Source organism: Hymenobacter sp. YIM 151500-1 (genome assembly GCF_025979885.1).
In the GTDB taxonomy this organism is placed as follows: Bacteria; Bacteroidota; Bacteroidia; order Cytophagales; family Hymenobacteraceae; genus Hymenobacter.
Window position 1 is genome coordinate 2,058,932 of sequence record NZ_CP110139.1, and the last position, 24,914, is coordinate 2,083,845.

General features: G+C 57.1%; 31 protein-coding genes. 10 read left to right on the top strand and 21 right to left on the bottom strand.

Going from position 1 to position 24,914, the window contains the following annotated elements; genetic code table 11:
* Positions 1–294: 294 nt before the first annotated feature.
* From OIS53_RS08600 to OIS53_RS08645, 10 genes are read right to left on the bottom strand one after another with little or no spacing between them, the layout of a single operon-like run.
* Positions 295–417, bottom strand: a complete 123-nt coding sequence (locus OIS53_RS08600; protein WP_264681989.1) for a hypothetical protein — start codon at positions 415–417, stop codon at positions 295–297.
* 52 nt (positions 418–469) lie between these two features.
* Positions 470–1,225 (bottom strand): DNA adenine methylase, encoded by a 756-nt coding sequence (locus OIS53_RS08605; protein WP_264681990.1) that lies wholly within the window; start codon positions 1,223–1,225, stop codon positions 470–472.
* A complete protein-coding gene (locus OIS53_RS08610) occupies positions 1,219–1,542 on the bottom strand; it encodes a hypothetical protein (RefSeq protein ID WP_264681991.1) in 324 nt (107 codons plus the stop codon). Before OIS53_RS08610 ends, OIS53_RS08605 begins: the two co-directional genes overlap by 7 nt.
* Positions 1,539–2,039: a VRR-NUC domain-containing protein gene (locus OIS53_RS08615; protein WP_264681992.1), complete on the bottom strand. Its 501-nt coding sequence runs from the start codon at positions 2,037–2,039 to the stop codon at positions 1,539–1,541. The genes OIS53_RS08610 and OIS53_RS08615 overlap by 4 nt, the downstream gene beginning before the upstream one ends.
* A complete protein-coding gene (locus OIS53_RS08620; RefSeq protein WP_264681993.1) occupies positions 2,036–2,251 on the bottom strand; it encodes a hypothetical protein in 216 nt (71 codons plus the stop codon). Before OIS53_RS08620 ends, OIS53_RS08615 begins: the two co-directional genes overlap by 4 nt.
* Positions 2,248–3,003: a hypothetical protein gene (locus OIS53_RS08625; RefSeq protein WP_264681994.1), complete on the bottom strand. Its 756-nt coding sequence runs from the start codon at positions 3,001–3,003 to the stop codon at positions 2,248–2,250. The genes OIS53_RS08620 and OIS53_RS08625 overlap by 4 nt, the downstream gene beginning before the upstream one ends.
* Entirely contained in the window at positions 2,996–4,009 is a 1,014-nt protein-coding gene (locus OIS53_RS08630; RefSeq protein ID WP_264681995.1) for a hypothetical protein, read from the bottom strand. Before OIS53_RS08630 ends, OIS53_RS08625 begins: the two co-directional genes overlap by 8 nt.
* A 12-nt stretch (positions 4,010–4,021) precedes the next feature.
* Positions 4,022–4,642 carry a hypothetical protein gene (locus tag OIS53_RS08635; protein ID WP_264681996.1) on the bottom strand — a complete coding sequence of 207 codons (621 nt, stop codon included), beginning with the start codon at positions 4,640–4,642 and terminating at the stop codon, positions 4,022–4,024.
* Complete coding sequence (locus OIS53_RS08640) at positions 4,639–4,938, bottom strand: helix-turn-helix transcriptional regulator (protein ID WP_264681997.1); 300 nt, start codon at positions 4,936–4,938, stop codon at positions 4,639–4,641. Before OIS53_RS08640 ends, OIS53_RS08635 begins: the two co-directional genes overlap by 4 nt.
* Complete coding sequence (locus OIS53_RS08645; protein ID WP_264681998.1) at positions 4,938–5,198, bottom strand: hypothetical protein; 261 nt, start codon at positions 5,196–5,198, stop codon at positions 4,938–4,940. The genes OIS53_RS08640 and OIS53_RS08645 overlap by 1 nt, the downstream gene beginning before the upstream one ends.
* A gap of 196 nt (positions 5,199–5,394) precedes the next feature.
* On the opposite strand from OIS53_RS08645, the gene OIS53_RS08650 reads away from it, so the two are divergent.
* Together OIS53_RS08650 and OIS53_RS08655 are read left to right on the top strand one after the other, a co-directional pair.
* Positions 5,395–6,162 carry a S24 family peptidase gene (locus OIS53_RS08650; protein ID WP_264681999.1) on the top strand — a complete coding sequence of 256 codons (768 nt, stop codon included), beginning with the start codon at positions 5,395–5,397 and terminating at the stop codon, positions 6,160–6,162.
* A 203-nt stretch (positions 6,163–6,365) separates the two neighbouring features.
* Positions 6,366–7,664, top strand: a complete 1,299-nt coding sequence (locus tag OIS53_RS08655) for a site-specific integrase (protein ID WP_264682000.1) — start codon at positions 6,366–6,368, stop codon at positions 7,662–7,664.
* A gap of 52 nt (positions 7,665–7,716) precedes the next feature.
* Here OIS53_RS08655 and OIS53_RS08660 read toward each other — a convergent pair whose 3' ends face one another.
* Together OIS53_RS08660 and OIS53_RS08665 are read right to left on the bottom strand one after the other, a co-directional pair.
* A complete protein-coding gene (locus OIS53_RS08660; protein ID WP_264682001.1) occupies positions 7,717–8,838 on the bottom strand; it encodes a PD-(D/E)XK nuclease family protein in 1,122 nt (373 codons plus the stop codon).
* 51 nt (positions 8,839–8,889) lie between these two features.
* Complete coding sequence (locus OIS53_RS08665; protein ID WP_264682002.1) at positions 8,890–9,819, bottom strand: S24 family peptidase; 930 nt, start codon at positions 9,817–9,819, stop codon at positions 8,890–8,892.
* A 102-nt stretch (positions 9,820–9,921) separates the two neighbouring features.
* Here OIS53_RS08665 and OIS53_RS08670 point away from each other — a divergent pair, with 102 nt between their 5' ends.
* The 7 genes from OIS53_RS08670 (at position 9,922) to OIS53_RS20460 (ending at position 14,067) form a co-directional block, all read left to right on the top strand.
* A complete protein-coding gene (locus tag OIS53_RS08670) occupies positions 9,922–10,182 on the top strand; it encodes a hypothetical protein (RefSeq protein WP_264682003.1) in 261 nt (86 codons plus the stop codon).
* Complete coding sequence (locus OIS53_RS08675) at positions 10,182–10,490, top strand: helix-turn-helix domain-containing protein (RefSeq protein ID WP_264682004.1); 309 nt, start codon at positions 10,182–10,184, stop codon at positions 10,488–10,490. Before OIS53_RS08670 ends, OIS53_RS08675 begins: the two co-directional genes overlap by 1 nt.
* Positions 10,491–10,676: 186 nt before the next feature.
* The gene (locus OIS53_RS08680) at positions 10,677–10,886 is read left to right on the top strand and encodes a hypothetical protein (RefSeq protein ID WP_264682005.1); all 210 of its coding nucleotides are present in this window, start codon (positions 10,677–10,679) and stop codon (positions 10,884–10,886) included.
* A complete protein-coding gene (locus OIS53_RS08685; protein WP_264682006.1) occupies positions 10,883–11,482 on the top strand; it encodes a hypothetical protein in 600 nt (199 codons plus the stop codon). Before OIS53_RS08680 ends, OIS53_RS08685 begins: the two co-directional genes overlap by 4 nt.
* Positions 11,479–12,543, top strand: a complete 1,065-nt coding sequence (locus OIS53_RS08690) for a hypothetical protein (protein ID WP_264682007.1) — start codon at positions 11,479–11,481, stop codon at positions 12,541–12,543. The genes OIS53_RS08685 and OIS53_RS08690 overlap by 4 nt, the downstream gene beginning before the upstream one ends.
* Positions 12,503–13,273 (top strand): hypothetical protein, encoded by a 771-nt coding sequence (locus OIS53_RS08695; protein ID WP_264682008.1) that lies wholly within the window; start codon positions 12,503–12,505, stop codon positions 13,271–13,273. The genes OIS53_RS08690 and OIS53_RS08695 overlap by 41 nt, the downstream gene beginning before the upstream one ends.
* 2 nt (positions 13,274–13,275) lie before the next feature.
* Positions 13,276–14,067: a DNA cytosine methyltransferase gene (locus OIS53_RS20460; RefSeq protein ID WP_413775183.1), complete on the top strand. Its 792-nt coding sequence runs from the start codon at positions 13,276–13,278 to the stop codon at positions 14,065–14,067.
* A gap of 64 nt (positions 14,068–14,131) precedes the next feature.
* Here the strand turns inward: OIS53_RS20460 and OIS53_RS08705 are convergent, their stop codons facing one another.
* The 8 genes from OIS53_RS08705 to OIS53_RS08740 all read right to left on the bottom strand — a co-directional run bounded on the left by OIS53_RS08705 (position 14,132) and on the right by OIS53_RS08740 (position 20,590).
* A complete protein-coding gene (locus OIS53_RS08705; protein WP_264682010.1) occupies positions 14,132–15,997 on the bottom strand; it encodes a DUF262 domain-containing protein in 1,866 nt (621 codons plus the stop codon).
* A gap of 50 nt (positions 15,998–16,047) precedes the next feature.
* The gene (locus OIS53_RS08710) at positions 16,048–16,347 is read right to left on the bottom strand and encodes a hypothetical protein (RefSeq protein WP_264682011.1); all 300 of its coding nucleotides are present in this window, start codon (positions 16,345–16,347) and stop codon (positions 16,048–16,050) included.
* Between the two features lie 7 nt (positions 16,348–16,354).
* Positions 16,355–17,068 (bottom strand): hypothetical protein, encoded by a 714-nt coding sequence (locus OIS53_RS08715; RefSeq protein ID WP_264682012.1) that lies wholly within the window; start codon positions 17,066–17,068, stop codon positions 16,355–16,357.
* 1 nt (position 17,069) lies between these two features.
* A complete protein-coding gene (locus OIS53_RS08720; RefSeq protein ID WP_264682013.1) occupies positions 17,070–17,516 on the bottom strand; it encodes a hypothetical protein in 447 nt (148 codons plus the stop codon).
* Between the two features lie 332 nt (positions 17,517–17,848).
* Positions 17,849–18,484 (bottom strand): hypothetical protein, encoded by a 636-nt coding sequence (locus tag OIS53_RS08725; RefSeq protein ID WP_264682014.1) that lies wholly within the window; start codon positions 18,482–18,484, stop codon positions 17,849–17,851.
* On the bottom strand, positions 18,484–18,834 hold the full coding sequence (locus tag OIS53_RS08730) for a hypothetical protein (RefSeq protein ID WP_264682015.1): 351 nt from the start codon (positions 18,832–18,834) through the stop codon (positions 18,484–18,486). The genes OIS53_RS08725 and OIS53_RS08730 overlap by 1 nt, the downstream gene beginning before the upstream one ends.
* 122 nt (positions 18,835–18,956) lie before the next feature.
* Positions 18,957–19,655 carry a hypothetical protein gene (locus OIS53_RS08735; RefSeq protein ID WP_264682016.1) on the bottom strand — a complete coding sequence of 233 codons (699 nt, stop codon included), beginning with the start codon at positions 19,653–19,655 and terminating at the stop codon, positions 18,957–18,959.
* Between the two features lie 296 nt (positions 19,656–19,951).
* On the bottom strand, positions 19,952–20,590 hold the full coding sequence (locus tag OIS53_RS08740) for a master DNA invertase Mpi family serine-type recombinase (protein ID WP_264682017.1): 639 nt from the start codon (positions 20,588–20,590) through the stop codon (positions 19,952–19,954).
* A gap of 54 nt (positions 20,591–20,644) precedes the next feature.
* Between OIS53_RS08740 and OIS53_RS08745 the strand changes: the two genes are divergently transcribed.
* Positions 20,645–21,325 carry a TaqI-like C-terminal specificity domain-containing protein gene (locus OIS53_RS08745; RefSeq protein ID WP_264682325.1) on the top strand — a complete coding sequence of 227 codons (681 nt, stop codon included), beginning with the start codon at positions 20,645–20,647 and terminating at the stop codon, positions 21,323–21,325.
* Here the strand turns inward: OIS53_RS08745 and OIS53_RS08750 are convergent.
* Entirely contained in the window at positions 21,274–24,903 is a 3,630-nt protein-coding gene (locus tag OIS53_RS08750) for an Eco57I restriction-modification methylase domain-containing protein (RefSeq protein WP_264682018.1), read from the bottom strand. The genes OIS53_RS08745 and OIS53_RS08750 overlap by 52 nt on opposite strands.
* Between the last annotated feature and the right edge of the window lie 11 nt (positions 24,904–24,914).

Sequence of the window (24,914 nt, forward strand, 5' to 3'; positions counted from 1 at the left end):
AGTGCTGTTTGGATGTTGGTGGTGGTTCTGAGGCGGTAGAGCTACATTAGCGTTGTGCGAAATCTCCTTGCCACAACCTGTGCAACGATAGATACCTGAGTCAGCTGGTCTGTCGCCTGGCGAATGCTCGGTATCGAAATTTGCGTGCGAAATCTGTGTGAGGTTGTTTGTGTACTTGTACCAGGCCATAATGCGGGTTTAGGTTTAGTTTCCGAGATACTTCGGTTTTCCTCCAACCTCATCTGTAATCCCAATAGTTTCTTGTATCGTTCTTTTTACTGGTACATGCCGGTGTTACTGCATCAGGAACGTTAGGTAGTTGTTAGCAGACCTGACGCCAACCACGAGGTACCGCCCATTGAATGCGGTGCTGTCGTAGCTTAGGCGGCTGTCGTGGTCGATGTAGAAATTACTCATGCTCTGCAGAAACGTTATGGGCTGCGGTAGGTAGTGGCCACCATCGGTAGAGTTAACGGTGTTCGATCTGCGGCGTGGTTGGCGGTAGTAGCTGCTGCAACAGGCTGAGCGGGGTTTGATCGAGGAGTTGGCGTAGGATGGTTTGCTGCTCGTGCGGGAGCATCCTGTTGAAGTTGCGGACCCAGCGGCTGGCTTTGCGCTTAATGTACTCTCGCTGGCGGTACCCCTGGCCGCTAAAACTGTCGTCGTGGAGTACTTGGGGCGTGGGGTAGTTATAGAACAGCCACTCGGTGGCGGGGCCTTGGCGGGTCTGGCCCTGGAATTCGGTGCGGTTCCAGTGGCTCAGTTGGTCAGCGTAGAGGTCGTTGGGGTAGGTGCTGATGAGGCAGTCCACGCGGAGCCAGCGGATGGTGTCCAGAAATTGGCGGTGCTGCAGGTCGCTCATCTCGTGGCGGTACACCTGGCGGCGGCTTCGGCGGCTGCCGAGCGGATAGGGCGGGTCGCAGTACACGACGATGCGGCCCAACTCGGGGCGCTGCAAGGCGGCGCGGAGAAAGGCCAGGGCGTCGTTGTTGCTGATTTCAACCTGGGGCCCCAGCTGCGCCGCCTGCCATGCCTGGACTATCTGCGGGTCAAGGTCGTTGAGCAGCACGCGGCCAGGCCAGCGGATAGCGCGGGTTACGGCGCAATTGCCCAGATACGGAATCATGAGCGTGTTGTGGGGGCGGATGTGGTTGATGATGCGCTGGTAGGTGCCGCTGCTGCCCTTGCCGCCGAAGTATGTAGCTAGGCCCGGTATCTTTAGCATGGCTCGGCGGTGTAGTCCGTGAGCGTGAAGCGGGCATAGAGCAGGGTGAGCTGGCCGGCCTCGGCGTGGGCTTCGATGTGAAAGCCACCCGTACCGATGAAGCCGCGGCCGGATTGGTAGCCGGTCCCGGTGGTGGCCTGGCGGATGGCTTGGCGGGCGTAGTTGCGCACGGTGGCGCGGATACAGGCTTCGTCGGGCACGGCGAAGCCTTCGGCAGACACCCAGTGCCATTTCAGCAGACGCATGGTACGGGCCACGCGGTGAAAGTCGAAGTTGTCCATCAGGTTGTCGAGCTGCTGCTGTTCGTGCGGGGTCATGGTCGGCAGGCGTAAGCTGGTTGGGGGTCATCTGTGGCGGCGGGAGTTGGTGGGCTCGTCGGGTAGGGCGGTGCTGGAGCTGCGTCGTGGGTGGCGGTGGTGGCCACCACGTGCAGGCCGCGCCGCTCGAACGACTGCACGAAACCGGCAAAGTCGTAGGCCACGAAAGCCAGGCCCCCCGCGGCCTTCAGTTCGCGGAGAAACGTCATCTGCTCAGGGCGCAGCCGGTCGGTGCCGGCCTTGACTTCGATGCCCAGGAAACGCCCGTCTGCACGCCGGAAACCCAGGATGTCGGGCACGCCCCTACGGCTGTTCGGGTGTGGCCGCCAGCGGCCGGTTTTGGGGTCGTACTCGCCCCGGTTGGGCTGGGCCCAGGCGGTGAAGCCGTGGGCTTCCAGGTAGCCCAGGATGGCGGCGGTTATCTGCTCGGCGGTAAGGGTGCCGAAGTCGAGCGGGGTTTGGGCCTGGGGTTTAGCTGGTGCTTTCCTTCGGTTCATGGAGCGGGCACTTCGAGGAAGAGGCCCAGGTCGACGAGACGGGCCACTTCGGCGGGCGTGGTGGGGTACTCGGGGCTGAACCCGGCCTCGGGGCAACGGACGGAGCGACGGGCCTGCCAAGTGCCGGCCGGTTGGGCGCGGGTGGCCGGGCTGGTGCGGACGCGGTAGAGGCTGCCGCAGGTGATGGAGCGGTAGTAGCGGGTCTGGCTCATGCGCCCAGGTGCTTGGGGTTTTCAATGCCCAGCTTCTCGGCAAAGCGGCGGGTGGCTTGCTGATGACGGCGCAGGATGGCGTGCTGGGCGGCCTCGTCGGGCTGCCAGTCGGGGCGGGGGTGGCGCTGGATGGCCTGCTGCACCTGGTGGCGCTGCTCGTGGGCCTGCTCGTCGGTGAGCAGGCCGCGGCGGTGCTTCTGGTTGATGAGCGTGAGCTTCTGCCGCAGGTGCTGGGCGTTAGGGTGGTCGGCGGGAATCATCAAGGCCACCGCCTGTACGGCGGCTGGGGCCAGCTGCTGGAGCTGGCGGAGGGCGGCGGCCTCTTGGCCCACGGCCTGGGCTTTGTGGTCGAGGTGGCGATTTTCGAGGAAGCGGGCCTTGCGGTCGAAGTAGGCCTTCAGCAGCTCGTAAATTTTGGCCGGGTCGAGGGCGTTGAAGAAGCGCGTGCCCTGGGTGCGGGCCTCTTTCAGGGCCAGGATAATGTCTTTGAGGCTGTCGTGGGTGTAGGTGTGAGCCAGCGTATCGGCCAGCTCCAGGATGTCGGCCGCGTCGGGCTTGTCGGCCACCCGGACGCTATCCACGAAGGCGCGCAGGATGACGATGAGCAGCTTGATAAGGGCCTCCTCCCCTACTTTGATTTTGAGCTGGAACAGCTTGGGAGCCTGCGCGGCCTGCGCTATGGTCAGGCCCACTGACAGCTCGGCCAGCAGGGCGCGAGCCTCGGGGCTGGGGGTGCTGGCCAGCTCACGCATCGTACTTGGAGCGGTAGCCAGTGCGAGCAAAGAGTGTTCCGGCGTCGGGGGCCGTAGCGCCGGGCTGGTGGTGCTGCACGCCGGGGGCGAGCTTGAGGCGGTTATCGTGCGCATCGTTGAGGAAGAATTGAATGGCGGTGGCGCGCCAGTCGCGGCGGCGGGGTGGTTCGCCTTTCTGGCGCCAGGCGCTGATTTTGGCGTGGTAGAACCGCAGATCAGCCAGGGCGTAATCGGTGCCCTCGAAGGCCGCGGCGAAATCCTCGTAGCGGGCTAGCTCGGATTGGTCGAAAGGCACCTCGGGGAGTCGCGGCTGGCTTCGGCGTGGGGTGGCGGCAGCTGCGCGGATGGCAGCTTGCTCTACCCCCTTTTTCTTTGGCGCAACTTTCTTTTTGGGGGCCTCGCCTGGGGTCAGCTGCTTACCGTCGTGGGTGGCGGTGTCGTCGAACAACTCCACCCCTGAATGCCCTTCGTCCGAAAGCCCCTCTCCTATTTTTTTTTCGGTGCCGCCGCTGTTTACCATCAGGTGGTTTACACTACCTTCTGTTTTACCTAATAAGGAGTGTTGTTGCACTTCTGCACCTGGTAAGGCCGGTTTACCTGTTGCAGAAGTGGTACCGGTAGCGCCATTTACCGGGTGCACTTCTGCAACAGGTAACGCGGTTTCACTTGGTGCAGAACTGCACCTGGTAGCCTCGTTTACTTGTTGCATTTCTGCACCTGGTAAGACTGTGAGGAAACAGCGGCTGGGCTGGTGTTTGGAGTGGCTGGGCTGGTAGCGCAACAGGCCCCAGACGGCGAGGTCGTAAAGCTTCTCGGTGTAGGTGCTCTTGTTGCCGATGCGGGCGGCCTGCATCGTGGCCTGGGGGTCGAGGTCGAGGGCAGCAGGAAACCGCTCGGCGTTCCACTGGTAAAACAGCGCCCAGTACAAGCTGACGTGGTGGGGCGTGGCGGCCGGCTGGCGCGTCAGCAGCTCGTGGGCAGCGCGGGTGTGGAGGATGTAATTCACGCGGCCGGGTCATCAGGAAACGGGGTGGTGAGTGTGGAATACCGCGGCGGCGAAGCCGCGGGGCGTGAGGCTGCGCAGGTTGGCGCGGTTCTTCGAGCCGGGCACTTTGTCTACCATCGAGCCCATGACGGGAAAGACGGGGCGCTTTTCGGGCATCTGGAAGCCGTGGCCGGTCCAGAGGCAGGTGCGCTTGGTGTAGGCCTCGGGCTCGGGGTCAGTGAGCCAACCGGCGTACTCACAGGGGTCAAACTGGTGGTCAGGCTCGCGCCAATAGTGGCGGAGCTGACCGCGGGGGTTCTCGATGAAGTAGGGCGCCCCTACCCGCTCGCAGAAGTCGGCGGCGGCCCCTACCAGGTCGAGGGCGGCGGCTAGTCGGCGCAGGCCCTTGACGCGGAACAGGTGGGCCCCCGCGTTGCTCAGGTCGGTACAGGGCGGGAAGGCGGCTACGAAGGCCAACGGGCCGGGCGGGGGCACGAAGCGGCGCATGTCGCCGCCGACCAGGCACACGTTGCCCTGCCACGTTTCGCCGGGCGGGTGCTGCTCGTCCACGCAGTAGCAGGTGTAGCCAGCGGCGGCCCAGGGTGCGGTGAAGCGGCCGGAGTGGTCGAACAGGGAAACAACGGTCCGGCTCATGCGGCGTGGGCTTGCATAGTGGGCCGATGGAAGCGGCGAGGGTAGGCGTCGAGGGCGGAGCGGCGAAAACCCCAGTCCCGCTCGTTGAGTCGCACGCCAGGCAGACGCCCTTTCCGTCGGGCGCGTAGCAGGGCATCTACGGACAAGCCGATGTAGGCCGCGGCCTGGGCCGTGGTCATCACCTGATCGGGCGGGGGTTGCGGGGTCCGGCGGGCAGCTTCGGCCTGCTCCAGCTTGTCGAGGCGCGCGGTGAGGCTCTGGTACTCGGCCGCGCTGAGAATCACGGCAGCTTGCATCAGGCGTCGGCAAGAAGTTGGCGGGCCCGGTCTTCGAGCTGGCGGCGGCGGTTTAGTTCCTGCTCGGCCACTTCGATGAAGGTTTCAGCCACATCGTGGCGCAGCACCTCGCCGTTTATCGTTTTGTACACCAGCGACATGCTAGCCTTGATGCCGCGCTCGTGGAGACGGGCTAGGGTGGCCTGCACCACGGAGCTTCGTTGCCCCAACTTTTCCAGTAATTGCCGGAGTGGTGTAATTTCTTTCTCCTTTTCTTTCATGTTTGTTGTAAGTTTGCTGTATATTAGTGGAGCAAAGGCGCGCCTACCTACACCAAACTTACAAACATATTTCTGTAATTTTTACTGAGATATGTAAACAAACATGAAAGAAACTGAGAAACAGACCATAAAAGTGCCAGCGGTGGTTTCCAGACTACAGGAAATGATGGCGTACTACGGGCTTAATGCCAACAGCATGACCAAGCAACTCGGGTACGCCGCTACCAGCAAGCTCTATGGCATTCTGCAAGGCTCGGCCCCGTCGTTCGGTACGCTCACGGACATTCTGGAGCAATGGCCGGAGGTGTCGGCGGATTGGCTGGTGCTGGGCAAAGGCCCGATGCTGCGGGGCGGCGCGACGGACGCGGCTTCGCCGGTGTTGGTGCAGCAAGTGCGCGGTGATAAGGTGGTTGTGGTGACGGTAGACGACAAAGGCAAGGAAAACACGGTGTTCGTGCCGATTCCGGCCCAGGCAGGCTACATCATTCAGCACAACGAGGCCGTGTACTTCCAGCACCTCGACAATTACCGGCTGCCAGGCTTCGAGCGGGGCGAGTACCGGGCGTTTGAGGTGGCCGGCGACTCGATGGAACCGACCATCAATCACCGCGACGTGGTGGTGTGCAGCCGGGTAGATGAGCTTCGGTTCGTGGAACCGGGCGAGGTGTACGTGGTGGTCACGCCGGAGTCGGTGATGCTCAAGCGCATCAAAGCGCGGGTGCGGAGCACTGACCCGGAGGTAACACTGTACTCGGACAATCCGCACCGACAGCCCTACGCGATGGAAACGCGGGACATCGTGGAGCTGTGGCGGGTACGGGGCTACGTATCGAGCTACATTCCAAGCGCGCCCGACGTGACGGTAGAACGGCTGTGGGAAGTGATTGAGGCGCTGGGCTTCGACAAAGGCGAGGTACGGCGGCACCTGCTGGAAAATGGCCCCAATTCTGCCCCCACTCTCTGACATCAATCTTTTAACCTACTGAAATAAAGGACATTATCACGACTGGATTTATCCCGGCTCTGGGTACTAGAATGCAATTCCAAAAAGCCTGAAAAGCTGCAGTTCTGGCCCCAGAAGCAGTTTTACAGGCTTTTTGCATTCTAGCCCAATCGGGATTAATTCCTATATGTGGCCGGATTTGCGCTACCAAATCCGCTACCAAAATGAAGGTCACCTTCACCCTCCGGGAAGACAAGACGGACCGCGCCGGCCTGGCCCCCGTCTTCGTGTGCGCCAGCTTCGACGGGCTGCGCCTGCAAACCACCACCAAAGAAAAATGCCGGCCTGCCGACTGGAACCGCGACAAGCAGCAGTTCCGCCGCTCCCTGCCCGGCTACCAGGACGCCAACGCCTACCTGGACAACCTCACCCTGCGCCTGCAGGCCCGCTACCGGGAGCTGCGCGCCGCTGGCACCGCCCCTACCCCGGCCCTCATGCGCGAAGCCGTGCACCCCGTGGCCCAGGTAGCGCCGCCGGCCGAACCCACTTTGCTGGAGCTGTTCGATCAGTACCGAGAGGTGCTGCGCGGCCGGGGCTTCGCCTTCAACACCCTGCGCCACTACGGTACGGCCCGCAACTGGCTGCAAAAGTTTGAGCAGGACCGTAACAAGAAAATCGTCTATCTGGCCGACTATACCTTGGCTTACCACGACGCATTCATCCACTTCCTCCGCCTCAAACACGGCCTTGGCCCCAACGGCATTTTCACCATCCTCAAGGACGTGAAAACCTTCCTCCGCCACCTCCAGCGCGAGCGAGGCCTCCCGCTCGGCTTAGACCTCGACCGGATGCAGGTGCGTTGGACGGAAGCCCCCAAACACTTCCTCTCCGCCGCCGACCTCACCGCCCTGGCAGCCGCGGCCATCCCCGATACGTTGGTGCCCGTGCGCGACGTGTTCCTGTTCTGCTGCTACACCGGCCTGCGCTACTCCGACGTGCAGCAGCTCCAACCGGCCAACCTGCACACTTGGAACGGCCACCGCATCCTCAAGCTAGTCCAGATCAAAACCCGCCGCCCGGTAAGCATCTACCTCACGGCCGCCGCTGAAGCCATCCTCGACAAGTACGCCAACACCGAGCGGCTACGGCTGCTCCCCGTTTACGTCAACCAAGTCATGAACCGCGGCCTCAAGCGGCTTGGGCAGTTGGCGGGGCTTACCACACCAGTTGAAACGATGGACGTTGTAAACGGACAGGTACTTAAAAAGTCGGTGTCGGCCTACGAGCTGCTGACCATGCACACCGCGCGCCACACGTTCGCCACGCAAAGCCTGCTGCGCGGCGTGTCGCCGGCCGTACTGCAACGGGTGATGGGCCACAGCAAGCTGCAGACTACCATGCACTACGCTAAAATGGTTGAAGACTTCCAGCACCAAGCCCTACAACTGGCGTGGGACGGCCCAAGCACCACAGCTGCGCCTTTGGTATCGGGCGAAGTCTGCGTAGCAGCAACAGCTGCTTAGCAGTTCAACACCTCGGTAAAGGCCAGTCAACTGCAGTTGGATGGCCTTTGCTCTAAGATTCGACCGTTGTAGTGCCCAAGTCTGGGTGCTCACGGAAAGCAAGCAATTCCACCATTTGAGCCAACTGCTGCTCTACCGTTTGAGCAATTGTCTCATCTTGGTCTTCTAGGTCGAATTCCTTTGCTATGATCTGATGCTCGCTGAAAATCTGCTCGTAATGCTGATTCTGGCGGCCGTCCACCCAGTAGTGAGCATATAATTTATGTTTCCAATTCACTCCCAACTGATAGAATACAGATACGCCATTTAGCTGAAGGTTATATTTCACCAGCGCATCACCCTGCCAAGTAAAGCGGCCAGAACGCTTGTTCGCTGCCTGCCCTTGTAACCGACCACCGAGACCGGCCAAGCGCTGCGCCAGCGTGCTATTGTCGAACAAACATTCAACAAGAAGCCTATCAATGTTCTCGAGCTTCAGCACCATTTCCTTCTGCAAACCATTGTAGTAGGACATTAAGCGGCCCACCTCCTCTGCATTATTGCGTAGGAAATTGACCACGTCCATATTATCGGTCATGTACGAGCTTTTGTAACTGTTCTCTATCGTTTTGAGGAAGTCCAGGAAGAAGACTAAGTATTTCGAGTCGGCATAATCCGTGTATCCTCCGAGGTTTCGGCGCAATGTCTGCATCAAGTTGGTGTACAACAGATTTTCAAAACCATTGCTGACCAGCGCTGGATGCTTCGATAGCACTACTTTATACACTGGCACCTTGCCCGCCGCACAACCAGTTAGGGCTCGGGAGTAGTCTGCCAAATCGTTGTATAAGCCAGCGTCAACCTTGTTTTCTATTCCTAGCACGAACGTGTCTGCCGTAATCACCAGATCAATACGGTTTCCTACGGCAGTCATGTACTCTGTTTCGACGCTAACGGACCGCAAATTGGGCGAAGGCACTTCTTTGCCTAAAGCTTCAAAAAGAGACTTGAGCAACAAGTCATACAACCCGTGCTCAAGGTTCGGATTCAGGTAGAAGGCCAGAATATTACTCCAAACGGTTTCCCTGCCTGGGCACCGCGCAATTTCCAATAACGTCGGCCCTTTGCGCTCCTTGATATTTAGATTTTTAAAACCACTAAGCAGTTTGTGTAACTGCATTAGCTCTTCATCCATAACCATAGCATGATCGAGTTAGGCCTCTAGTCTTAGCATCGGTCTTCCTATTCAAATATTCAGCGGCCGGGCCTCATTTTTATCGTACGAGCTAGCCCCCACACCCGCGGCGTTTTCCTGCAAGTACCGCTTCACCTCGCCCCGGTCGTGGCCTAGCAGCTCAATCACCTCCCACAGCCGTTCCACCGTCACGTTAGGTCGGCTTGGGATATAAGTTGAAATGTAGCCCAGCACCATCCAGAGTTCTACTATATCCGCCGCTGGCAGGTCATAGGGCTTCACCGTTGTGTTGTCCGACAGCAAATCCACCATCCCTTTGCGGTCCGTTATGCGGCGCGGAATCCTCTTGAGCAGGATGTTTTCGTGGGTTACCACCACGTAAATCTCCCCCGGTTTGAGCAGGTCCCACCGGTCCACGTAGCTACATACCACAATATCCCGGTGATTAATAGTCGGCTCCATGCTGTCCCCGTTCACCTCAAAGGCCCGGTACGAGCCGTGCTCAAACCCCGGAATCTGGTAAGGCCGCATTTGCTCCAGATAAGCTGCCTCATTGTACGAACGAGTATAGCCCGCCTGCGCCCGCGCAGGAATCAGGATGGTGTTGTCATTGCCAAGCTTGTCCACCGTCACGGCCAGCACCCGCAACCCATTGGCCAATGCCCGCTCACCGGTCTTATTCTCCTCTGCCCCCCGCTTAGTCGACGAAGGCGCCTCATCCGTGGCTTTGCCCCCAAACATTCCTCCCCGGCCCATCAACAGCCACTCGGCAGATACTTCCGGCCACATAGCCAAAAAGTCTACCAAAGTAGGATAACTAGGCTCAGCCCCCTTCAGAATTTTGTAGAGCTTACTAGTAGTGCTATAACCCAGTTTCTGAGTTGCTTTATTGACGTTCAGACCATAATAATCCAGCAATTGCTGAATCCGGTCTGATACGTTGGAAGGTGTGGCGGAGGAGTCAGCAGGCGCGTGTTCCATAAATTTTTAGCACTTGAGTGTATTATTAGCACTCAAAGAGTTTTATGTTTGTGTGCTAAGGTAGTGAATAAACTTCACTTGTACACTTAAATACACAAGTTCATGGAACAAAATACCAACGAGCCCACCGAGTTCCAGCAAATCCTGCAGCGGTTGGGCACCGGCAACACAGTCGTCCGCGACACCATCGCGCTTTTGGCCGAGCGCGGGCTTAAGGTCAGCCGCTCCGCCATGTACCAGGCCCTCGACGGCCGTAGCAACCGCCGCGAGCTAATAGAGGCCTTCCTCGAAACAGCCGAAGCCGAGTTTGAACGCCGCCGGCAAGTTCGGCAGCGAGCCGCCCGCCTAATCAACAATGCCTGATGCAAACCGTCGTCCTCATCCCCGAACCCGAGTGGCGCCAGATTCTTGGCCGCCTCGAAAAGCTCGAATCGGCCGAGCAGCAACGTACTACAGCCGCTCCCGAGCCCGATGCAGTACTCTGCGTCCGCGAGGCCGCTGCTTTTCTCGGCATGAAGCCCGAGAACATCCGCAAGGCCCGCCGCCAAGGCCGCCTCAAAGGCGTGCGCATCAACGAAAAAGAGTGGGGCTTTTACCGCTCTGAGCTGAAGCGCTACCAAAACCGCTACGTGCGCTACCTCAACGCAGAGGGTTCTTCCCAAGCCGCCTAAAGCAGAGAGAGCTGCCACCACTACCTGCATTGTCTACTGGATATGGTTCAACCCTTAACGTCCAGTCCTATGCAGCTTGTAGTGCTTGTTTCCGAGCAAGAATGGCTCGCGCTTCAGGTTGAGGTTGATCGGTTAGGCAAGGCTCTTGCCCAGCTCATTTCCCCACCTGCCCCTCCTGACGAAGTATTGACCACGCGCCAAGCTGCAGCCTACATCGGCCTGAGCATTGGTGCTCTGCTGCGCGCCCGCCGTGCCGGCCGAGTTAAGGGTGTCCGCCTCAACGAAAAGGATTGGGGCTTCTACCGCTCCGTCCTCGACAAATACCCGCGCCGCTACTTCCGCGCCAACCTCTTACCTCCATCTTCTCCCAACTCACCCGACTCCATTCCCCAATGACCACGCCCCTCCTACCCATCGTCGGCCCCGACGCGCCCGCCCCGCGCTCCATCATCCGCATCCAGAAGGCCCGCGTTAAAAACCAGCAGCTCACCTGCGAATTCACCGAACAGCGCACCGACGACGCCCCACCCCGCGCTTTCACCCTGGCAGCCCAGGAGCAAGTTCACCCCGACCTCCTCCACTGGCTAGCCCAGCTCGTGCCTCACCTCTGCCTGCTCACCGAGCAGCTGACCGAAACTCCCACGTACTGGCCCGACGACGACACCGGTACCCTCCCGCCCCACTTCGAGGCCTTCACCCTCACCGGCTTCAGCGTCGGCAACGGTGGCCGCGGCGTTACCCTCATCGGCCAACGGCAACTCGCCGGCGGCAAGGTCCTTAACCTCACCAGCCCCTACGTCTCCTTCGACGACGAGCAGCCCGCCTACGCTTACGCCGGCCTCCTGGAGGCAGCTCTCGACGCCGCCCTTGCCGAAGTCGAAGCCGCCCTACGCGGCAAGTGCACCGAGTACCGCCAGCTCGACCTGTTCGAGCCGACCACCGAGCCCAGCGCCGCTCTCATCCCCCTGATTCCCGTGCCGGCCCATGCATGAATTACGTCCAGCACACCCGCGCAGCCCACCAGCAGCTGGTCATGCAGCCCGCGGCTACTCCGCACCACGTCAGCTTGTATTGGGCCCTCTTCTTCGAGTGGAACGCCGCCCGTTTCCCCGCCGAGCTACCCCTCGACCACGCCGCCTTGATGCGGGCCGCCCACATCGGCAACGAGAAAACCTACCGCGCCGCCCTGCGCGACCTCACCGCCTGGAAGCTGCTCACCTACCAGCCCAGCCACACCCGCTACCAACCCAGCACCTGCCGGCTGGCCGACCTCTCTTCCTTCCTAAGCATCGGGAGCAAACCTGCCCCTAGTGCGCCCTTGTCATCGGGGGCAGAAGTGCCCGCACTGCCAGGCACCGGGGGCACTTCTGCCCCCGTAACGCCTGCCGCATCGGAGGCACAAGTGCCCGAACCAGCACGGGTAGAACTGCCCCCCATGCCACCGACATCGGGGTCAGAAGTGCCCCAACACTCCTTGTATAGTAAAACAGGAGATAGTGGTAAACGCTCTACTACAAAACCTACTCCCTTCGGTCGTAGTGATGCGCCGCACCCCGAAAAAAAAATAGGTCAGCCTGCGGCGCCCGAGGACGACGAGCTTTCAGCGGTGGAAATTCTGCCAGCCGATAACCAGCCCGCCAACTCTCCCCGGCCACGCGGCCGGGGCACCCACGCCGCCACTATCCGCCAGGCCGCGGCGGCACCTCGGCCCAGCCGACCACCACGCCCGGAAATCACCTTTGCCGAGTCCGAGTACGCCGACGTGAAGAAATTCATCCAGGCTTTTGAGGGCACCGATTACGCCCTGGCCGATTTACGCCTCTACCACGAGAAAGTACGCCTGTGGCGCGACCGAAAAACCGGAGAGCCGCCCCGCCGCCGCGACTGGCTGGCTACCGCCCAGCGCTTCATGCTCAACGACGCCCATGACAACCGCCTCAAACTCGCTCCCCCAACCCCGCCCCACGGGGCACCTGCCGGCCCCGGCGGGCCACAGCCCGGCAGCACAATTGATGCGCTTTACGAGCAGTTCTACCCTCGGCGCCCTGGTTAGCCAACCCACCTCCGAGGCCACGGCCATCCTCGTTGCCCAACTGAGCGCAGGCCTCACCATGGAGCAGGCTGCCGCTGCCCCTAAGCTATTCAAGCTGGTGCGCGACTACGGCGAGGACGAAATCCGCAAGCTGCTGGCCGTCATCCTCCGCGCCTTCGTCGACTCCGTGCGCGTGCCCGACAAGCCCACTCCCGCCGACGTCCTGGACCTGGCCGACACCCTGCTGCAAACATACTCCCACGATTCCCTGCGCGACATCGTGCTAGCCCTCAAACAAGCCCGCACCGGCGGCACGATCTTCTACCAAGCCCTCGACCCCGCCACCATCTACGGCCTGGTCCGCGCCTACTTCGAGCGTAAAGCCGCATTCCTCGAACAACGCCACCTCGACCAGAAAGCCCGCAGCACCAGCGCCGAGCAGAGCGCCGTCGCCCACCTGCAGCAAGCCGCCCCTCACCTATTGGCCGGCATCGGCCGCCAGCTCCCGCCCGACCACCCCAATGTCGAGCACCTGCGCCAGCGCCTCACCGTCATCAACCTCAAGGAAAAGCGCGGCCTCCTCACGCCTGACCAGGCCCAGCAGCTACGCGAAGAAACCCACGCCGCCGCCCAGCGCCGCCCCCGCCCCGACTGGCAACCCAGTCCCGAAGCCCAAAAGCTCATCGACGCCCGCCACCGCGCCGAAGACCGCCGCCTGGCAGAGAAATACCGCCCCAACCCCGCCGCCTAACCATGCCGCGCCCGCTCACCCACGCCTCCCTCTTCACCGGCCTTGGCGCCTTCGACCTAGCCGCCGAGTGGCTAGGCTGGCCCACCGTCTTCCAGGTCGAACAAAACCCATTCTGCCTCAATGTCCTCACCCGCCATTTCCCCCATGCCCACCGCCACTCCGACATCCGCACCTTCGACGCTACCCCCTACGCCGGCACAGTTGACGTGCTTACCGGCGGCTTCCCCTGCCAATCCTTCTCCCTTGCTGGAAAAGGCCAAATGGACCTCACGCTCTGGCGCCAAATGCTTCGCTGCGTGGTCGCGTGTCGTCCCGCTTGGGTCGTGGCAGAGAATGTTCGGGGCCTGCTTGCTCGTAGCCACGGGCTGGTACTCGAAGAAATCTGCGCTGACCTGGAAAATGCGGGCTATTCCGTCTTCCCGCCGCTGCTACTTCCAGCTGCTGCCGCAGACGCCGACCACCGCCGCGAACGGCTTTGGCTGGTTGCCCACACCCGTAGCCAACGACAGCCGCAACAGCACCCTGCCCCCGTCCCAGAAGAACCGGAGCCGGGGCCAATTCTGCTCCATTCCCTCGTTCCTGCTCAACCACAGCTACGCCCCCGGTACGCCTCTCTCCGTGACGTTCTACGAGAAGCTAATGGGCTTTCCGAAGGGCTGGATTCTGCCACCCGCAACGCCGCCCTCTACGCCCTAGGCAACAGCATCCACCCCGTCATTGCCTTCAACATTCTCCGCAGTATTGCCTATATACAATGCCGAACTTTGCCAAAAACAGCGTTGAATTACCCATAAACTAAAAGAGAGCAACCTGTTGGCTGCTCTTCTTCGGTAGGGTTAGGTTTAAATGCAAGATTACTCAGCCTTTCGGCCATACCTGCGCCGCTATTTTAGCCAGTTCTTTTCCTCTTTGCTGAATGTCGTCAACGCCCCATTCATAGTCGTTGTCGAAGTCCTGGAAATAGCTGTTCAACCGCAGTTTACTCTGCTTAGCAATAGCTGGCCGTTTTTTTGAAAAAGGCCCATTGCTTACGGAAGAATTCAACTGCGTGGTCAGCAAGGTTAAGTTACCAAGCTGGTGGCGTACCTCCTCTGCTTCCTCATCATCAATGTGGTCCCAATGCCCTTGTGCTGGCTTTTGCGGAAATACATGCTCTATGGTAAGGTCCGTTGGGAGGTGCAGACGTTCCTGGCGGTTGGTTTCCATCTGCAAATCCAGAGCTTGCAGGAACATTTGTAGCCGTGGATTATTGAGCAGCGCATATAAAGGGGCCGTCCGGCAGGCTTCTTTAAATTCTGCGTTTTCAGGCCAGCGCCCACTATCACCCGTCAGGCTGTTCAGAAACGTCTGAACAGTGCTTCTGTTAATCGCCGCTGCTGCTTCCAAAGCCTGGAGCAGATCCAAGGCAATGCGGTTGTAGTTCTTTGGCGTTAGCTCGCACACCAGCCGGCGCACGATGTACGATTCGAGGTCCGTGAAAATGCCAGCCAACGCTTTTGCATCCGTTTTATCTTTCCAACGGGTGAGCAAGCCCAACAGCACTGGGTAAAAAACGCTGGTATCCAGTACCTGCAGTCTATGTACCAGTAAGCGCAGGCGGGTAGTCTTAGGCCCCTCGAACAGCTCACGATAAGTGTCGCTGTACACACGGAGCTTCTGCAGTTCGGCCGCCACGTCTTCTCCCGCCTCGTCCAGCCACCAACGCCGAAATTCCGTGTAAAGCTGCGTAATGGGAATCTGTTCTTGGCGGCTGAGCGTCAGAAAATGGAAGAAGAACAGGTCCAGACGAGGGCGCCGTAGACGACCTTGGCGAACTTCTGCCTGCCAAAAGTCACTATGATCCGAATCATCAAACTCCCGCCAGTATTTCTTGTGCAGCCCTTCAAGAGGTAGCTGCTGCTTGCTGGCCTCTAGAAAGACGAAGTTTCTGATTAAATCTGACGGCAACAGCGGTTCACCTCGGCCGTTCAGCGACTCAAATATTACTTGCGGGTCATCGTCGGCTTCCAGCTCCACCATCACCACCTCCAGGCGTTTGGTGATGCTTTCCAGCAACGCATCAACGCGCATGGCTATCAGTTCCTCGCTAGGCTCCGTCGGCTCATCGGCTTCCGGATCATCGGCTAGCATGTACTCTTGAAATTTGCGCGCGAAGAACAAGTAAGCTTCTACCAGATTGGCCCGCGGGTCAAATTTTCGTTTGCGGTAGCCGCGCACCAACGGGAACAGGGCATTCACCTGCGCCGCCGAGCCGGCCGTCATTACCTTCTCGAAGTCTTCCTGGTCGCCCGACGTCGGCCATACCTTGAATTGCTCGAATGTTTGGTCAGTCCGGTAGTTATTGCGCGTAAGCCGCTCAAACGTTTTTTCCACTCCCTCTACTCCCTGCCCCGCAGCTTCATCCCGCAGTGCTGTCAGTACTACCTGTAGCGTAGTGAGCCGCTGCTGGCCGTCGATAACGCTACGCGCCGGCACAGCGCGGCCCCACGTGTCCAGTGGCGCCAACACCACTGCCCCGATGAAATGATTTGGCATTTTCTTCCGCGCCCGTGCCGCTCCGCCCATAGCTCGCGCCAATTCTTCATCGGCCAGCTGCACGATATCGTCCCATAACGGCCGCCACTGTTTGCTCTCAGTCCATACATACCGGCGCTGAAACAAGGGTACTACATGGCGGCGTTCTTGTTCAAAGATTTCCGCGACGGTTAACTTACTGGGACGCATAAAAGGGAAGGAAGGAGGAGGCAGTAAAAAATCAGTTGGTGCAGAAAAATCTAAATCTGTTCGGGCGCACTGGGTCCGAAGCATTTGGCAAAGCATGCGCGGCACTCAGCAGCAATATGCTCAGGTAGTTCAGGCTCAATACTTATGCTGCTGCTATGCGCATTGTATTGATGAATATAGAACTCGCCCAGCGTGGCTGGCTGGTCGTCTCCATCAGGGGCATACTTAGATTGCGTAGTGCGGAAGAAGGCCTCATGTCGTGCTTCCACGGCGGCCATACATTCTTCGAAAGCTGCCAGTTGGCGGGCTACTTCAGGGCCATAAACCAGCTCTGCAAAGGTCTTATCCATACTAGAGTTACGCGGCTTTTTCGGCTTCTGCTTGCTCTACTACTTGTTTGTATACACCCTCTACTATATCCATGTCCCGGTGTCCTTCTTCCAGGAAATCAGTCATCACCTTCACATACTCCGGAAAAGTCAGCTTCTCAAACCGCAGTTTGTAGCGGCCGCAGAACTCTTCCTTCCGATTTAGGAAAATCTGGTAGAGCATATGCACATAATCGGCACCCGGTAGCGGCTCTTCGTCAGCAGGAATACGCACGCTCAGCCAGTCTCGCACGCAGCTAATAATTCCTTCCACCGTGTCGCCGTGGGCACTTGGGTCTTCCCCGCCCAGGTCGGTCAGATACTTCTTGTATTCGTGTGCTTTCGTGTCGAGCACCAAGTATTCCTTTTCCAGGTCGTAGGGTTTGCCAAAATACTGGCAGCCGATAAACACCCCTAGCTCCAACGGCATGTTATTGCGCGGCTCCTGTCCCGATACGCTGCGCGATACATCGTGAATGCCGTAGCGGCACTCCCCTATGATGTCCAGGATGCGCGGAAATCGGTAGTTCTGGGTACTGGCTTCTAAAGCGCAGCGGGCAATAAATCCGGCATGGTGAATGGTAAACACCATGGCATAAAACAGAGGCTTGTACTTGTCGTCGAAGGGACAGTTGATGAATACGTTGTAATCGTATTGCTCATGCTTCTGACGTCTGGGCGGAGCGGGACGGTGCGTTTTCATCCTACTTCTTCTGGCTAGTAGCCCCTGTTGATTTCTTCGCAGGTTTGGCAGCCGCTGGCTTGGAGGCAGCTTTCTTAGGAGCAGCACTCTTTTTCACTGCCGTACTGGCCGTAGCTTTCTTAGCGGGGGTAGCCGGTTTAGAAATTGCACCGGTCGCTTTCTTTTTGCTAGCTGTGCTCCCAGTAGCAGCCGACGCTGCCGCTTTCTTGACGGCGGGCTTTTTGGTGCCTGCTGCCCCAGAAGCCGACGTAGTAGCCGCCGCGATGATGGTGGCATTTTTCCGCACGGGCCGACTGCCATACAGCGCCCGATACTCTTCCCGCAGGGTGCCCAGCTTTTTGTCGCTGCGTGCATCCGTCCCATCCGGGTTGCGGATGGCGCCTTTGGCAAGGCCTAGCTTTTTCTCCAGGTTTCCGATTTTAATATCGGAACGGTCTTTACGTGGCATATATCGAACGGATCAGCTGATAGCACAGGGGAATAAATGTAGTGAATAAAGCAGTTCATGTTAGCTGCTTTGTAGTACTCGGACAGATATGGCGTGCTCGGTATGCGCGACTATTTGCACTTGTATAGCTATACACCGAATAAGAAACGTGTGCTCCTGATGAGCCTGCAGGCTGTGTACCCCAAGCTGCGCCTGTCAGTGCCAAGCCAGCACACGCTACCCCTCCTTCAGCCTGAACAAATTTGCTTAACGAACACTGTCTAAGCTGTCCAGTTTTTGGGGAGTCTTCCATGTAGCCCATGTAGATAATGCCGACGATAACCTATCCAGTGCTACCGCTGACGGCGCTTCATTTCTTCGTATTTGGCTAAAGACTCTTCATTCGCAGTTACGACATTGAGACCACCCACATAGAAGTCACCATCGTGGCTTACCAACCAGAGTCCATGCGCTTTGCAAAACTCAGCGTAGTACTTGTCATTGAAATCAGATTGCTTTCCATAGTTCAGCAGCATAGCAGGAACAATGGAGCTTTCTACTTCGGCCTGTAGGTAAGTAACGAAGTAGGACACTTCGTCCCAGGCAGCCAGAAACTGATTTAAAGCATCCTTATAAGGCTCAGAACCGCGGAAATGCCTTTTGAAATCAATTCGCTGGTTGCCAGTTAAGTCACCTGACGCTTGTAAGGCGGTGAGCGTACCCGGTGCTTCTCGCCATACATCGAAGCGAAGACGAAGAAAACGGTTCATGATTTCGGATACCAGCACAGCGTTTGCCACAATACAAGGCTGACCTGCTTCCTGCAACCTACGCCACAGGGCCATATAAGGTCGCATGAACGTGCGACGACTGAGCGGAGGACTAATTACCTCCAGCCATACGTTGGCATCAAAAAAATACAGCCGGCTGGGAGCCGGCTGCACAGTGTCAGGATGATAAATCCTGGGGAGATTCGCCTCATCAGCCATTAGTATCCAGCTAATTCAGCGTCCCATGCTTCAGCAGTCCGCTGACGATAGTCAGCATCCAATGCCAATTTTTTAACCTCTGCCAACTTGATGTTGGCATAAGGAATGTGCTCCAGGCCTTCGATGGTGAGCAACGAATCGAATTCGGGATGTACCGACAACACCACGCCTACGGTGGCGTGCAGAAAGTCCGACATCACATGACGCATCCCTGCAAACGATAGTATGAGCGGTTGACGTTTTTCCGCTGCTTGGCGCAGCACGTCTAACACCGGCTGGCCCTCGAAATCGAAAGCCGCTACTTCTTTATTAAGAAGCTCCTTCACGGAAACTACGGCCATCATGTTCATAGAATGAGATTGTTAAGAAAAGCCTTGGGAAACGAAATCATGCAACCGACGTGCCATAATACAGGCGGCAGTGCATGCACGGTAAGGGTTCTTATAGCGCAAAGGTAACCGAATTTGTTACTTCAGCAAGAGGCCTGACCGCAATTGAAAATGGCGTGAACTACACTACCTTGGAACGGGGGAACCGCTACTGCTGAGTACGTTACCCGTCCCGCAGCATCGCGTTTTCCGGTCAAATAATAACCGTCACTACATAGGTGAAGTTCCCCGCCGCGGCCGATACAGTAGTTGCGCAACATCTTCAGGCCAAAGCCTCCGTTACGACGTGGCAGGCTACTGTTGTGGCCAGTTAGAGCCCACCGAAGAGCGTTTTCAGGCAGAACCACCGGACTCGGAGTCTGGCGGGTAAACTCCTGTATCGGCTTCAGATACCCTTGACCCAGATCTACCAGCGTGAACTTGAGTTGCTGGGTTTTGGGGTAGTACTGGCCGCACACAAATACCGGCTGGTCGGTATTGGCATGGCGCTTCACGTTGGTAAAAATTTCGAGTAGGTGCGCCACGATCTTACCTTGCTCGTCCTCGGTGCAAGCAGTACCTAAATCCGGCTGTTGTAGCAAATAGTTCGCGACGTAAGACTCAAAACCAGCCACATCCATCGGGTCGAAATGCTGCATCCGCACAGAGGTAGTGCTGCCAGTGCACACATCAGTCTCGCCTTGTATAAAGCCATTCCGTAGCAATACGCCAAACCGCTGCTGGACTACCTCACCCGCTACGCAGAATGATAACCCGCGCTGCTGCTCCAGGTCATGCAGCATAGCACCCAGCAAAGCGCATTGGTTAGCGTCCAACCAGTTTAGGCTAGCCAGATCCAGCAACACCAGCTGATCTTGCAGTAGTAGGCCGCGGCTATGCCACTGTACGAGCTGAGCAAATCCCGCTGGGTCGGTACGGATGGCCCCCTGCAAAGGGAGCGGTTGCGAAGATTCAAGCGTTAGGACGGACACAGGCGGTAGCAGCTATTACATCGAGGTTAACAAAGATAAGTAAACCCACTTGGTAGGATTGGTGGAATACAGGATTTTTTTAATCCTTGTTTTCGAACATAATACACTCAGCAGGAGCACTCAGCCAACTCCTTCACTTGAACTGGGCTGATCAGATTCATGCGTTTGATATAGCTGCTAACTGTCAAACGATGAACTTTCAAGCGTCGCCCAATCTCGCTAACGGAAACTTGTTGTTGTAACAGGGTCTGAATCTTTGCTTCTTTTCCGGAGAGCTTTAGTTTTTCAGACTTTCTACCCCTTGGCCTTCCCAGCACCACGCCTTCTGCCTTCTTGCGGGCCAAGGCTTCTTTCGTGCGCTGTGATATAAGGGTTCGTTCAATTTCTGCCGCCAACCCGAAGGCGAAGGCTAGCACTTTAGAGTTGATGTTGTTGCCCAACTCGTACCGCTCTTTCACGGTGAAGACCTGAATATCGTTCTCCATACAGTCATGCAGGAAGCTCATGATTTGCATCAGGTTACGGCCGATGCGCGATAGTTCCGATACGATAAGCACATCCCCTCGCTTCAGGCGCTTAACCAGCAACCCAAACTTTCTGTCGTTCATCTTGCCGCCTCCGGTGGCGGTTTCCTCCAGCCACTTATCAATGGTAAGGCGGTGGTGCTGGGCGTACTGCTGAATCTCGTAGCGCTGGTTTTCTACTGTTTGGCGGTCCGTGCTTACTCGAACGTAGGCTATAATCATGAGAAGAAGGGCGAAAATGAGCCGGCAAAGCAACCGTCATTTTCTGTATAATTTATACGACCCCTTCTTCGCGGCAGGGACATCGACCCCTACCACATCCGCTTCGCCGACCAATGGCTAATAGATACTTACAATGGCAAGCTGGTCGATGTAATAAATCCAACAACCAAGCAAATTCGCAAAGTACGTGTTGGTCGGATTGATGTTGTTAAGGACTACCCTGCTATTTACCAGCATCTTTCGTCGTTCGGTGACGAAATTAGAAACAGACAGGATCAGGGGGAGCATTGGACTAATCTGCGGAACTGCGCCTATGCAGAAGAGTTTGCCTCACCGAAGATCATCTACCCGAACATGACGTCGGTGCTGCCCTTCGTCTACGACAAAGGAGCGTTTTATACTAACCAGAAATGCTTCATCATCACTGGTGAGCGTTTAGGCTACCTAACGGCGTTTTTCAATTCAAAGCTTTTCCGCTACTGCTTCAAAAGCAACTTCCCAGAGTTACCAGGAGTTACACGCGAACTGAGCAAGGTGTTCTTTGATCAGATACCGGTAAAACCGGTATCTGATGAACAGGAAGCAGTATTCATGAGCAGGGTTGAATGGGTGCAAACGGCGAAACAGAAAGGTGTAGACACCACCCACATCGAAGAAGAAATTGAACTACTCTTAGCTGACCTCTACGGATTGGAAGCTCCTGAAAGGGATGCGGTAACAGCCTCTACAGATTGATCATCAGCATTGATAACCTCCAATAGCTCGTTGGCGTCAAGTTCGTACAGGGCGCATAATTGCTCTTCAACTGTTGCTTCCAGCTGAGAGCTATCCAGTCCTTTCCGCTTGGCCAATTGAATTTGCTCTACAGCTTGTTCAAACCAAGCGGCCTGTTCACTTGTGGGCTGCTTGACGGGTATCTGATCAAAGAACACCTTGCTCAGTTCGCGTGTAACTCCTGGTAACTCTGGGAAGTTGCTTTTGAAGCAGTAGCGGAAAAGCTTTGAATTGAAAAACGCCGTTAGGTAGCCTAAACGCTCACCAGTGATGATGAAGCATTTCTGGTTAGTATAAAACGCTCCTTTGTCGTAGACGAAGGGCAGCACCGACGTCATGTTCGGGTAGATAATCTTCGGCTTCTCGAACTCTTCGTAGTAGTTAGATCCAAAACGTTGTAGAGCATACCATTCATAGCGAATGCCTGTTTCAGCAGCATTTCTTGCACTCAGCTGTTGCTTAAACGAAGCTAAGTGTTCATACACAGCGGGGTACTGTGCAGCGAATGCCTCTTCAGCAGCAGTAGAACTGCCTTTAATGCTCGCATCTCGATGCAAGGGAAAGTGCCAAGGGATGAACAGCAGCCATTGGTCGGCGAAGCGGATGTGGTAGGGGTCGATGTCCCTGCCGCGAAGAAGGGGTCGTATAATTTCGGCTGATTTGGGGTCAGACGCGATAAGTTCGTCCTTCTTCTGGCTGGTTACTACAAATGCCGGGTTTAAACCTGTCAAAATCCCCCTAAAGATTTTGATAGACCAGTTCTTCAGTGGTACGCCCTGTGCTTCTACTTTCTGCTTTATTTTAACCTTCGAGCCATCCATCACAACCCAGCTTGTGGAAGAAAAGCCGCTTTCTATTACCGTGCGAGTTTCCAAGTACGGCCGCAGGGCGCGTAGTTGCCCGAAGTCCCGGTTGATTTTGCAAACGGCTGTTTGACGTTGGTTTGCATCCTTGGTCAGCACGATGATGTTGGCCAACAGAACAGCGTTGTCGAACAGCTGATAGTCGTTGAAGTCGAGCAGCGTAAGCGGGTTCGTTTTCTCCACAAAGAAAGTGCGCAGCTTCTCGCCGTAGTTGGCCCGAAGCCACTTGTTCGAGGTGATGTACGCCAAGCAGCCACCAGGCTTCAGCATCTGGTAGCCTTTCTCGTAGAAGAGGGCATAGATGTCACCCGTCCGGGTGAATGTTTCGTAGCCGGCTTGCTGCAACAGGTCGCAATCAGCGCCCATTTTCTGCAGCTGGATGTAGGGCGGATTACCGATGACAATATCAAACCCGCCCTGCTCAAAGACATTACGGAAGTACAGATGCCACAAGAAATAGGGCCGTTCGGTGCTATCCTGGAGCTTATCCAGCCGCTGCATAATGCCCTCTAAGCGTTCAACGATCTGCTGACATGAGTCTACCACCCGTTGCTGTTTTGCGCGGGCCCGTTCCTTCTGCTGGCGCTTTGCGGCCGTATCCTTCGGGTCCAAGCGAACAGTCTGCAGCACCTTTTCGGCTTCTGCTAGCCTGATATGTGCTTGGTTCAGCTCCAGCTCTACGTTGTAATGCAAGTGCTGGTGAATACGCTCCGAAATCATCCGCCTCAACTCGGCTTTCGGTGGTGAATTCTTTTGGGGGCCATCACCCACGTTGAAGTAGCTGTCAAGCAACTCTTCCATTTCCTCGCTTTGCTTCTGCTGAGCCTCCTGGCGCACCAAGTCTAACTTGGTTTGCTGAGCCACCGAAGTCTGAAAAAAGCCCAACTGTTGTCCACCTTCCACCAAGGTTTTGGGCTCGTAGATGGCTCGTACTTGGTGCGTGGGCTTCACGTGGTGCAGCGGAATACCCTCGAACGATTCCAATAATGAGTTACCCTGCATGATTTTGTAATCCAGGTTGGGCAACGGGTGAGGCCGGTCCTCATCCACCACCAGCGCCAGCCAAAAGCGCAGCCGGGCTATATCCACCGCACCACGCTCCAGGTCCACGCCGTGGATGGTATGCTGGATGATGTGCTTTTTTACCTGTACCGGGTCGAAGGTGAGGCCGTGAGCCAGGTAGGGAAACAAATGGCGCCGCGCCGAGAAAATTTCCTGCAGCATCCCCATGGGGAAGGCCCCCGAGCCGATGGCCGGGTCGCATACCGTAATGTCGCGCAGCAGTTCGTCGGCGTATTGGGCATGAGGCCGCAGCGGCACCGTCACGTTCTGGTGCTGCACCAGTTCCACTACATCAGCCCTCGAAACACCATGAGGCACCAAACGCCGAGTTAGATGCTCCACCAGCGCTTCTTGGCACATGTACTGCACGATTTCGCGCGGCGTGTAGAAGGCCCCTTTCTCGCGGTTTTCCTCCAGTAGGTTCTCAAAAATATGGCCCAACATTTCCGGGTCAATACCTACCTCGTGGTCATCTGGCCGGTTTTCGTCAATGGTGAAGTTGTATTGCGCAAAAAACTCCAACAGGTCTTTGAAGAACTCAGCCGGGAAGTCTAGCGCCGCTGCTTGCGCATCGTCGTTATCAAACAAGCCACCATTCAAGTAAGGCACCCGGCAAGCTTGGGTCATGCCCCCAACCTGAAAGCTGTGGTTAGGGCGGTCAGGGTTATTGAGTGTGCGGAAAAACAGCTCGGCTAATGCTTGGCTATGAAAATGTTCTTTTTCGGGAAAACGCTCGTAGAGGTCGAGCAAGAAGCTTTGGTTACCTCCCTTCCAATCTGCTGTGGTAGTAGGGCAACCTAGCCAGCCTTTGCGTTGCAGGAAATGCAGAAATACCAACCTGCCAAGCAGCTTTTTAGCGAAGTCACGGATGGGCTTCTCCTGCTTTTCTTTCTCCGCAGCCTTCTCGGGTACCGGTAGGCCTGGCAAAAACACTTCGCGGTGATGCAGCGCGAGGTACTTCCAGAACCGTTCGTAGTGCGCTTTGTAGCGGTTGAAGAACTCTTTGTTGAGTTTATCGACCGAGAAAGCATCTTGCACGTGCTTTAGCTCCGCTACTGGCTGTTGCGCTGCCAGCATCTGCAGCCGCTCCGTGGCTGTGCTGCAAGCCTCTTGCTGGCCCAGCACGTATGTGTAGCGCTTGCTGTTGGTAGACGTGGTAACGACTTCTCCCGTTTCCTCATCCAAGCTGCTTTGCTGGGTAAGAAAGCTAAAGCGGTAAGCGTGGGGCTGAGTAGGATCGTGGAAAAAGGCCAAAAGCCCGTCAGCGCGCTGGTCGTCCGTTAGATTGAACACCATGTTGCGCAGCCCCACGCGGTTGCGGGCAATATCTACGGTGCCAGGTGCCAGCTCCACTTCCACTACGGCCAGCTGAGATTTAGCTCCAAATAAATCAGCGGCTCCCAGCTGCACCACGCCAAGCTGGCGTTTACCGGTCACCTTTGCTGTGTAACGCTCTTCTATCTCCAGCGGCACCGGCATAGGAAACCACTTTATCTGCTCGCGTCCGAACATGTGAGGCAAGAGCGTTTCATGCCATGTGTTGGAACTGAAAGGTTGACGCAGATACTCTTTTAACTGGTTGTTGGGTAGGCCGGAAGTAGCGTGAGTGGGCATGTAAGTAGTAG

Excerpts from the sequence above, each read along its gene's own strand:
- OIS53_RS08600 (WP_264681989.1), bottom strand. The coding sequence starts at position 417 with ATGAGTAATTTCTACATCGACCACGACAGCCGCCTAAGCTACGACAGC.
- OIS53_RS08605 (WP_264681990.1), bottom strand. The coding sequence starts at position 1,225 with ATGCTAAAGATACCGGGCCTAGCTACATACTTCGGCGGCAAGGGCAGC.
- OIS53_RS08610 (WP_264681991.1), bottom strand. The coding sequence starts at position 1,542 with ATGACCCCGCACGAACAGCAGCAGCTCGACAACCTGATGGACAACTTC.
- OIS53_RS08615 (WP_264681992.1), bottom strand. The coding sequence starts at position 2,039 with ATGAACCGAAGGAAAGCACCAGCTAAACCCCAGGCCCAAACCCCGCTC.
- OIS53_RS08620 (WP_264681993.1), bottom strand. The coding sequence starts at position 2,251 with ATGAGCCAGACCCGCTACTACCGCTCCATCACCTGCGGCAGCCTCTAC.
- OIS53_RS08625 (WP_264681994.1), bottom strand. The coding sequence starts at position 3,003 with ATGCGTGAGCTGGCCAGCACCCCCAGCCCCGAGGCTCGCGCCCTGCTG.
- OIS53_RS08635 (WP_264681996.1), bottom strand. The coding sequence starts at position 4,642 with ATGAGCCGGACCGTTGTTTCCCTGTTCGACCACTCCGGCCGCTTCACC.
- OIS53_RS08640 (WP_264681997.1), bottom strand. The coding sequence starts at position 4,938 with ATGCAAGCTGCCGTGATTCTCAGCGCGGCCGAGTACCAGAGCCTCACC.
- OIS53_RS08645 (WP_264681998.1), bottom strand. The coding sequence starts at position 5,198 with ATGAAAGAAAAGGAGAAAGAAATTACACCACTCCGGCAATTACTGGAA.
- OIS53_RS08650 (WP_264681999.1), top strand. The coding sequence starts at position 5,395 with ATGACCAAGCAACTCGGGTACGCCGCTACCAGCAAGCTCTATGGCATT.
- OIS53_RS08655 (WP_264682000.1), top strand. The coding sequence starts at position 6,366 with ATGAAGGTCACCTTCACCCTCCGGGAAGACAAGACGGACCGCGCCGGC.
- OIS53_RS08660 (WP_264682001.1), bottom strand. The coding sequence starts at position 8,838 with ATGGATGAAGAGCTAATGCAGTTACACAAACTGCTTAGTGGTTTTAAA.
- OIS53_RS08665 (WP_264682002.1), bottom strand. The coding sequence starts at position 9,819 with ATGGAACACGCGCCTGCTGACTCCTCCGCCACACCTTCCAACGTATCA.
- OIS53_RS08670 (WP_264682003.1), top strand. The coding sequence starts at position 9,922 with ATGGAACAAAATACCAACGAGCCCACCGAGTTCCAGCAAATCCTGCAG.
- OIS53_RS08675 (WP_264682004.1), top strand. The coding sequence starts at position 10,182 with ATGCAAACCGTCGTCCTCATCCCCGAACCCGAGTGGCGCCAGATTCTT.
- OIS53_RS08685 (WP_264682006.1), top strand. The coding sequence starts at position 10,883 with ATGACCACGCCCCTCCTACCCATCGTCGGCCCCGACGCGCCCGCCCCG.
- OIS53_RS08690 (WP_264682007.1), top strand. The coding sequence starts at position 11,479 with ATGAATTACGTCCAGCACACCCGCGCAGCCCACCAGCAGCTGGTCATG.
- OIS53_RS08695 (WP_264682008.1), top strand. The coding sequence starts at position 12,503 with ATGCGCTTTACGAGCAGTTCTACCCTCGGCGCCCTGGTTAGCCAACCC.
- OIS53_RS20460 (WP_413775183.1), top strand. The coding sequence starts at position 13,276 with ATGCCGCGCCCGCTCACCCACGCCTCCCTCTTCACCGGCCTTGGCGCC.
- OIS53_RS08705 (WP_264682010.1), bottom strand. The coding sequence starts at position 15,997 with ATGCGTCCCAGTAAGTTAACCGTCGCGGAAATCTTTGAACAAGAACGC.
- OIS53_RS08710 (WP_264682011.1), bottom strand. The coding sequence starts at position 16,347 with ATGGATAAGACCTTTGCAGAGCTGGTTTATGGCCCTGAAGTAGCCCGC.
- OIS53_RS08715 (WP_264682012.1), bottom strand. The coding sequence starts at position 17,068 with ATGAAAACGCACCGTCCCGCTCCGCCCAGACGTCAGAAGCATGAGCAA.
- OIS53_RS08720 (WP_264682013.1), bottom strand. The coding sequence starts at position 17,516 with ATGCCACGTAAAGACCGTTCCGATATTAAAATCGGAAACCTGGAGAAA.
- OIS53_RS08725 (WP_264682014.1), bottom strand. The coding sequence starts at position 18,484 with ATGGCTGATGAGGCGAATCTCCCCAGGATTTATCATCCTGACACTGTG.
- OIS53_RS08730 (WP_264682015.1), bottom strand. The coding sequence starts at position 18,834 with ATGAACATGATGGCCGTAGTTTCCGTGAAGGAGCTTCTTAATAAAGAA.
- OIS53_RS08735 (WP_264682016.1), bottom strand. The coding sequence starts at position 19,655 with ATGCTGCATGACCTGGAGCAGCAGCGCGGGTTATCATTCTGCGTAGCG.
- OIS53_RS08740 (WP_264682017.1), bottom strand. The coding sequence starts at position 20,590 with ATGATTATAGCCTACGTTCGAGTAAGCACGGACCGCCAAACAGTAGAA.
- OIS53_RS08750 (WP_264682018.1), bottom strand. The coding sequence starts at position 24,903 with ATGCCCACTCACGCTACTTCCGGCCTACCCAACAACCAGTTAAAAGAG.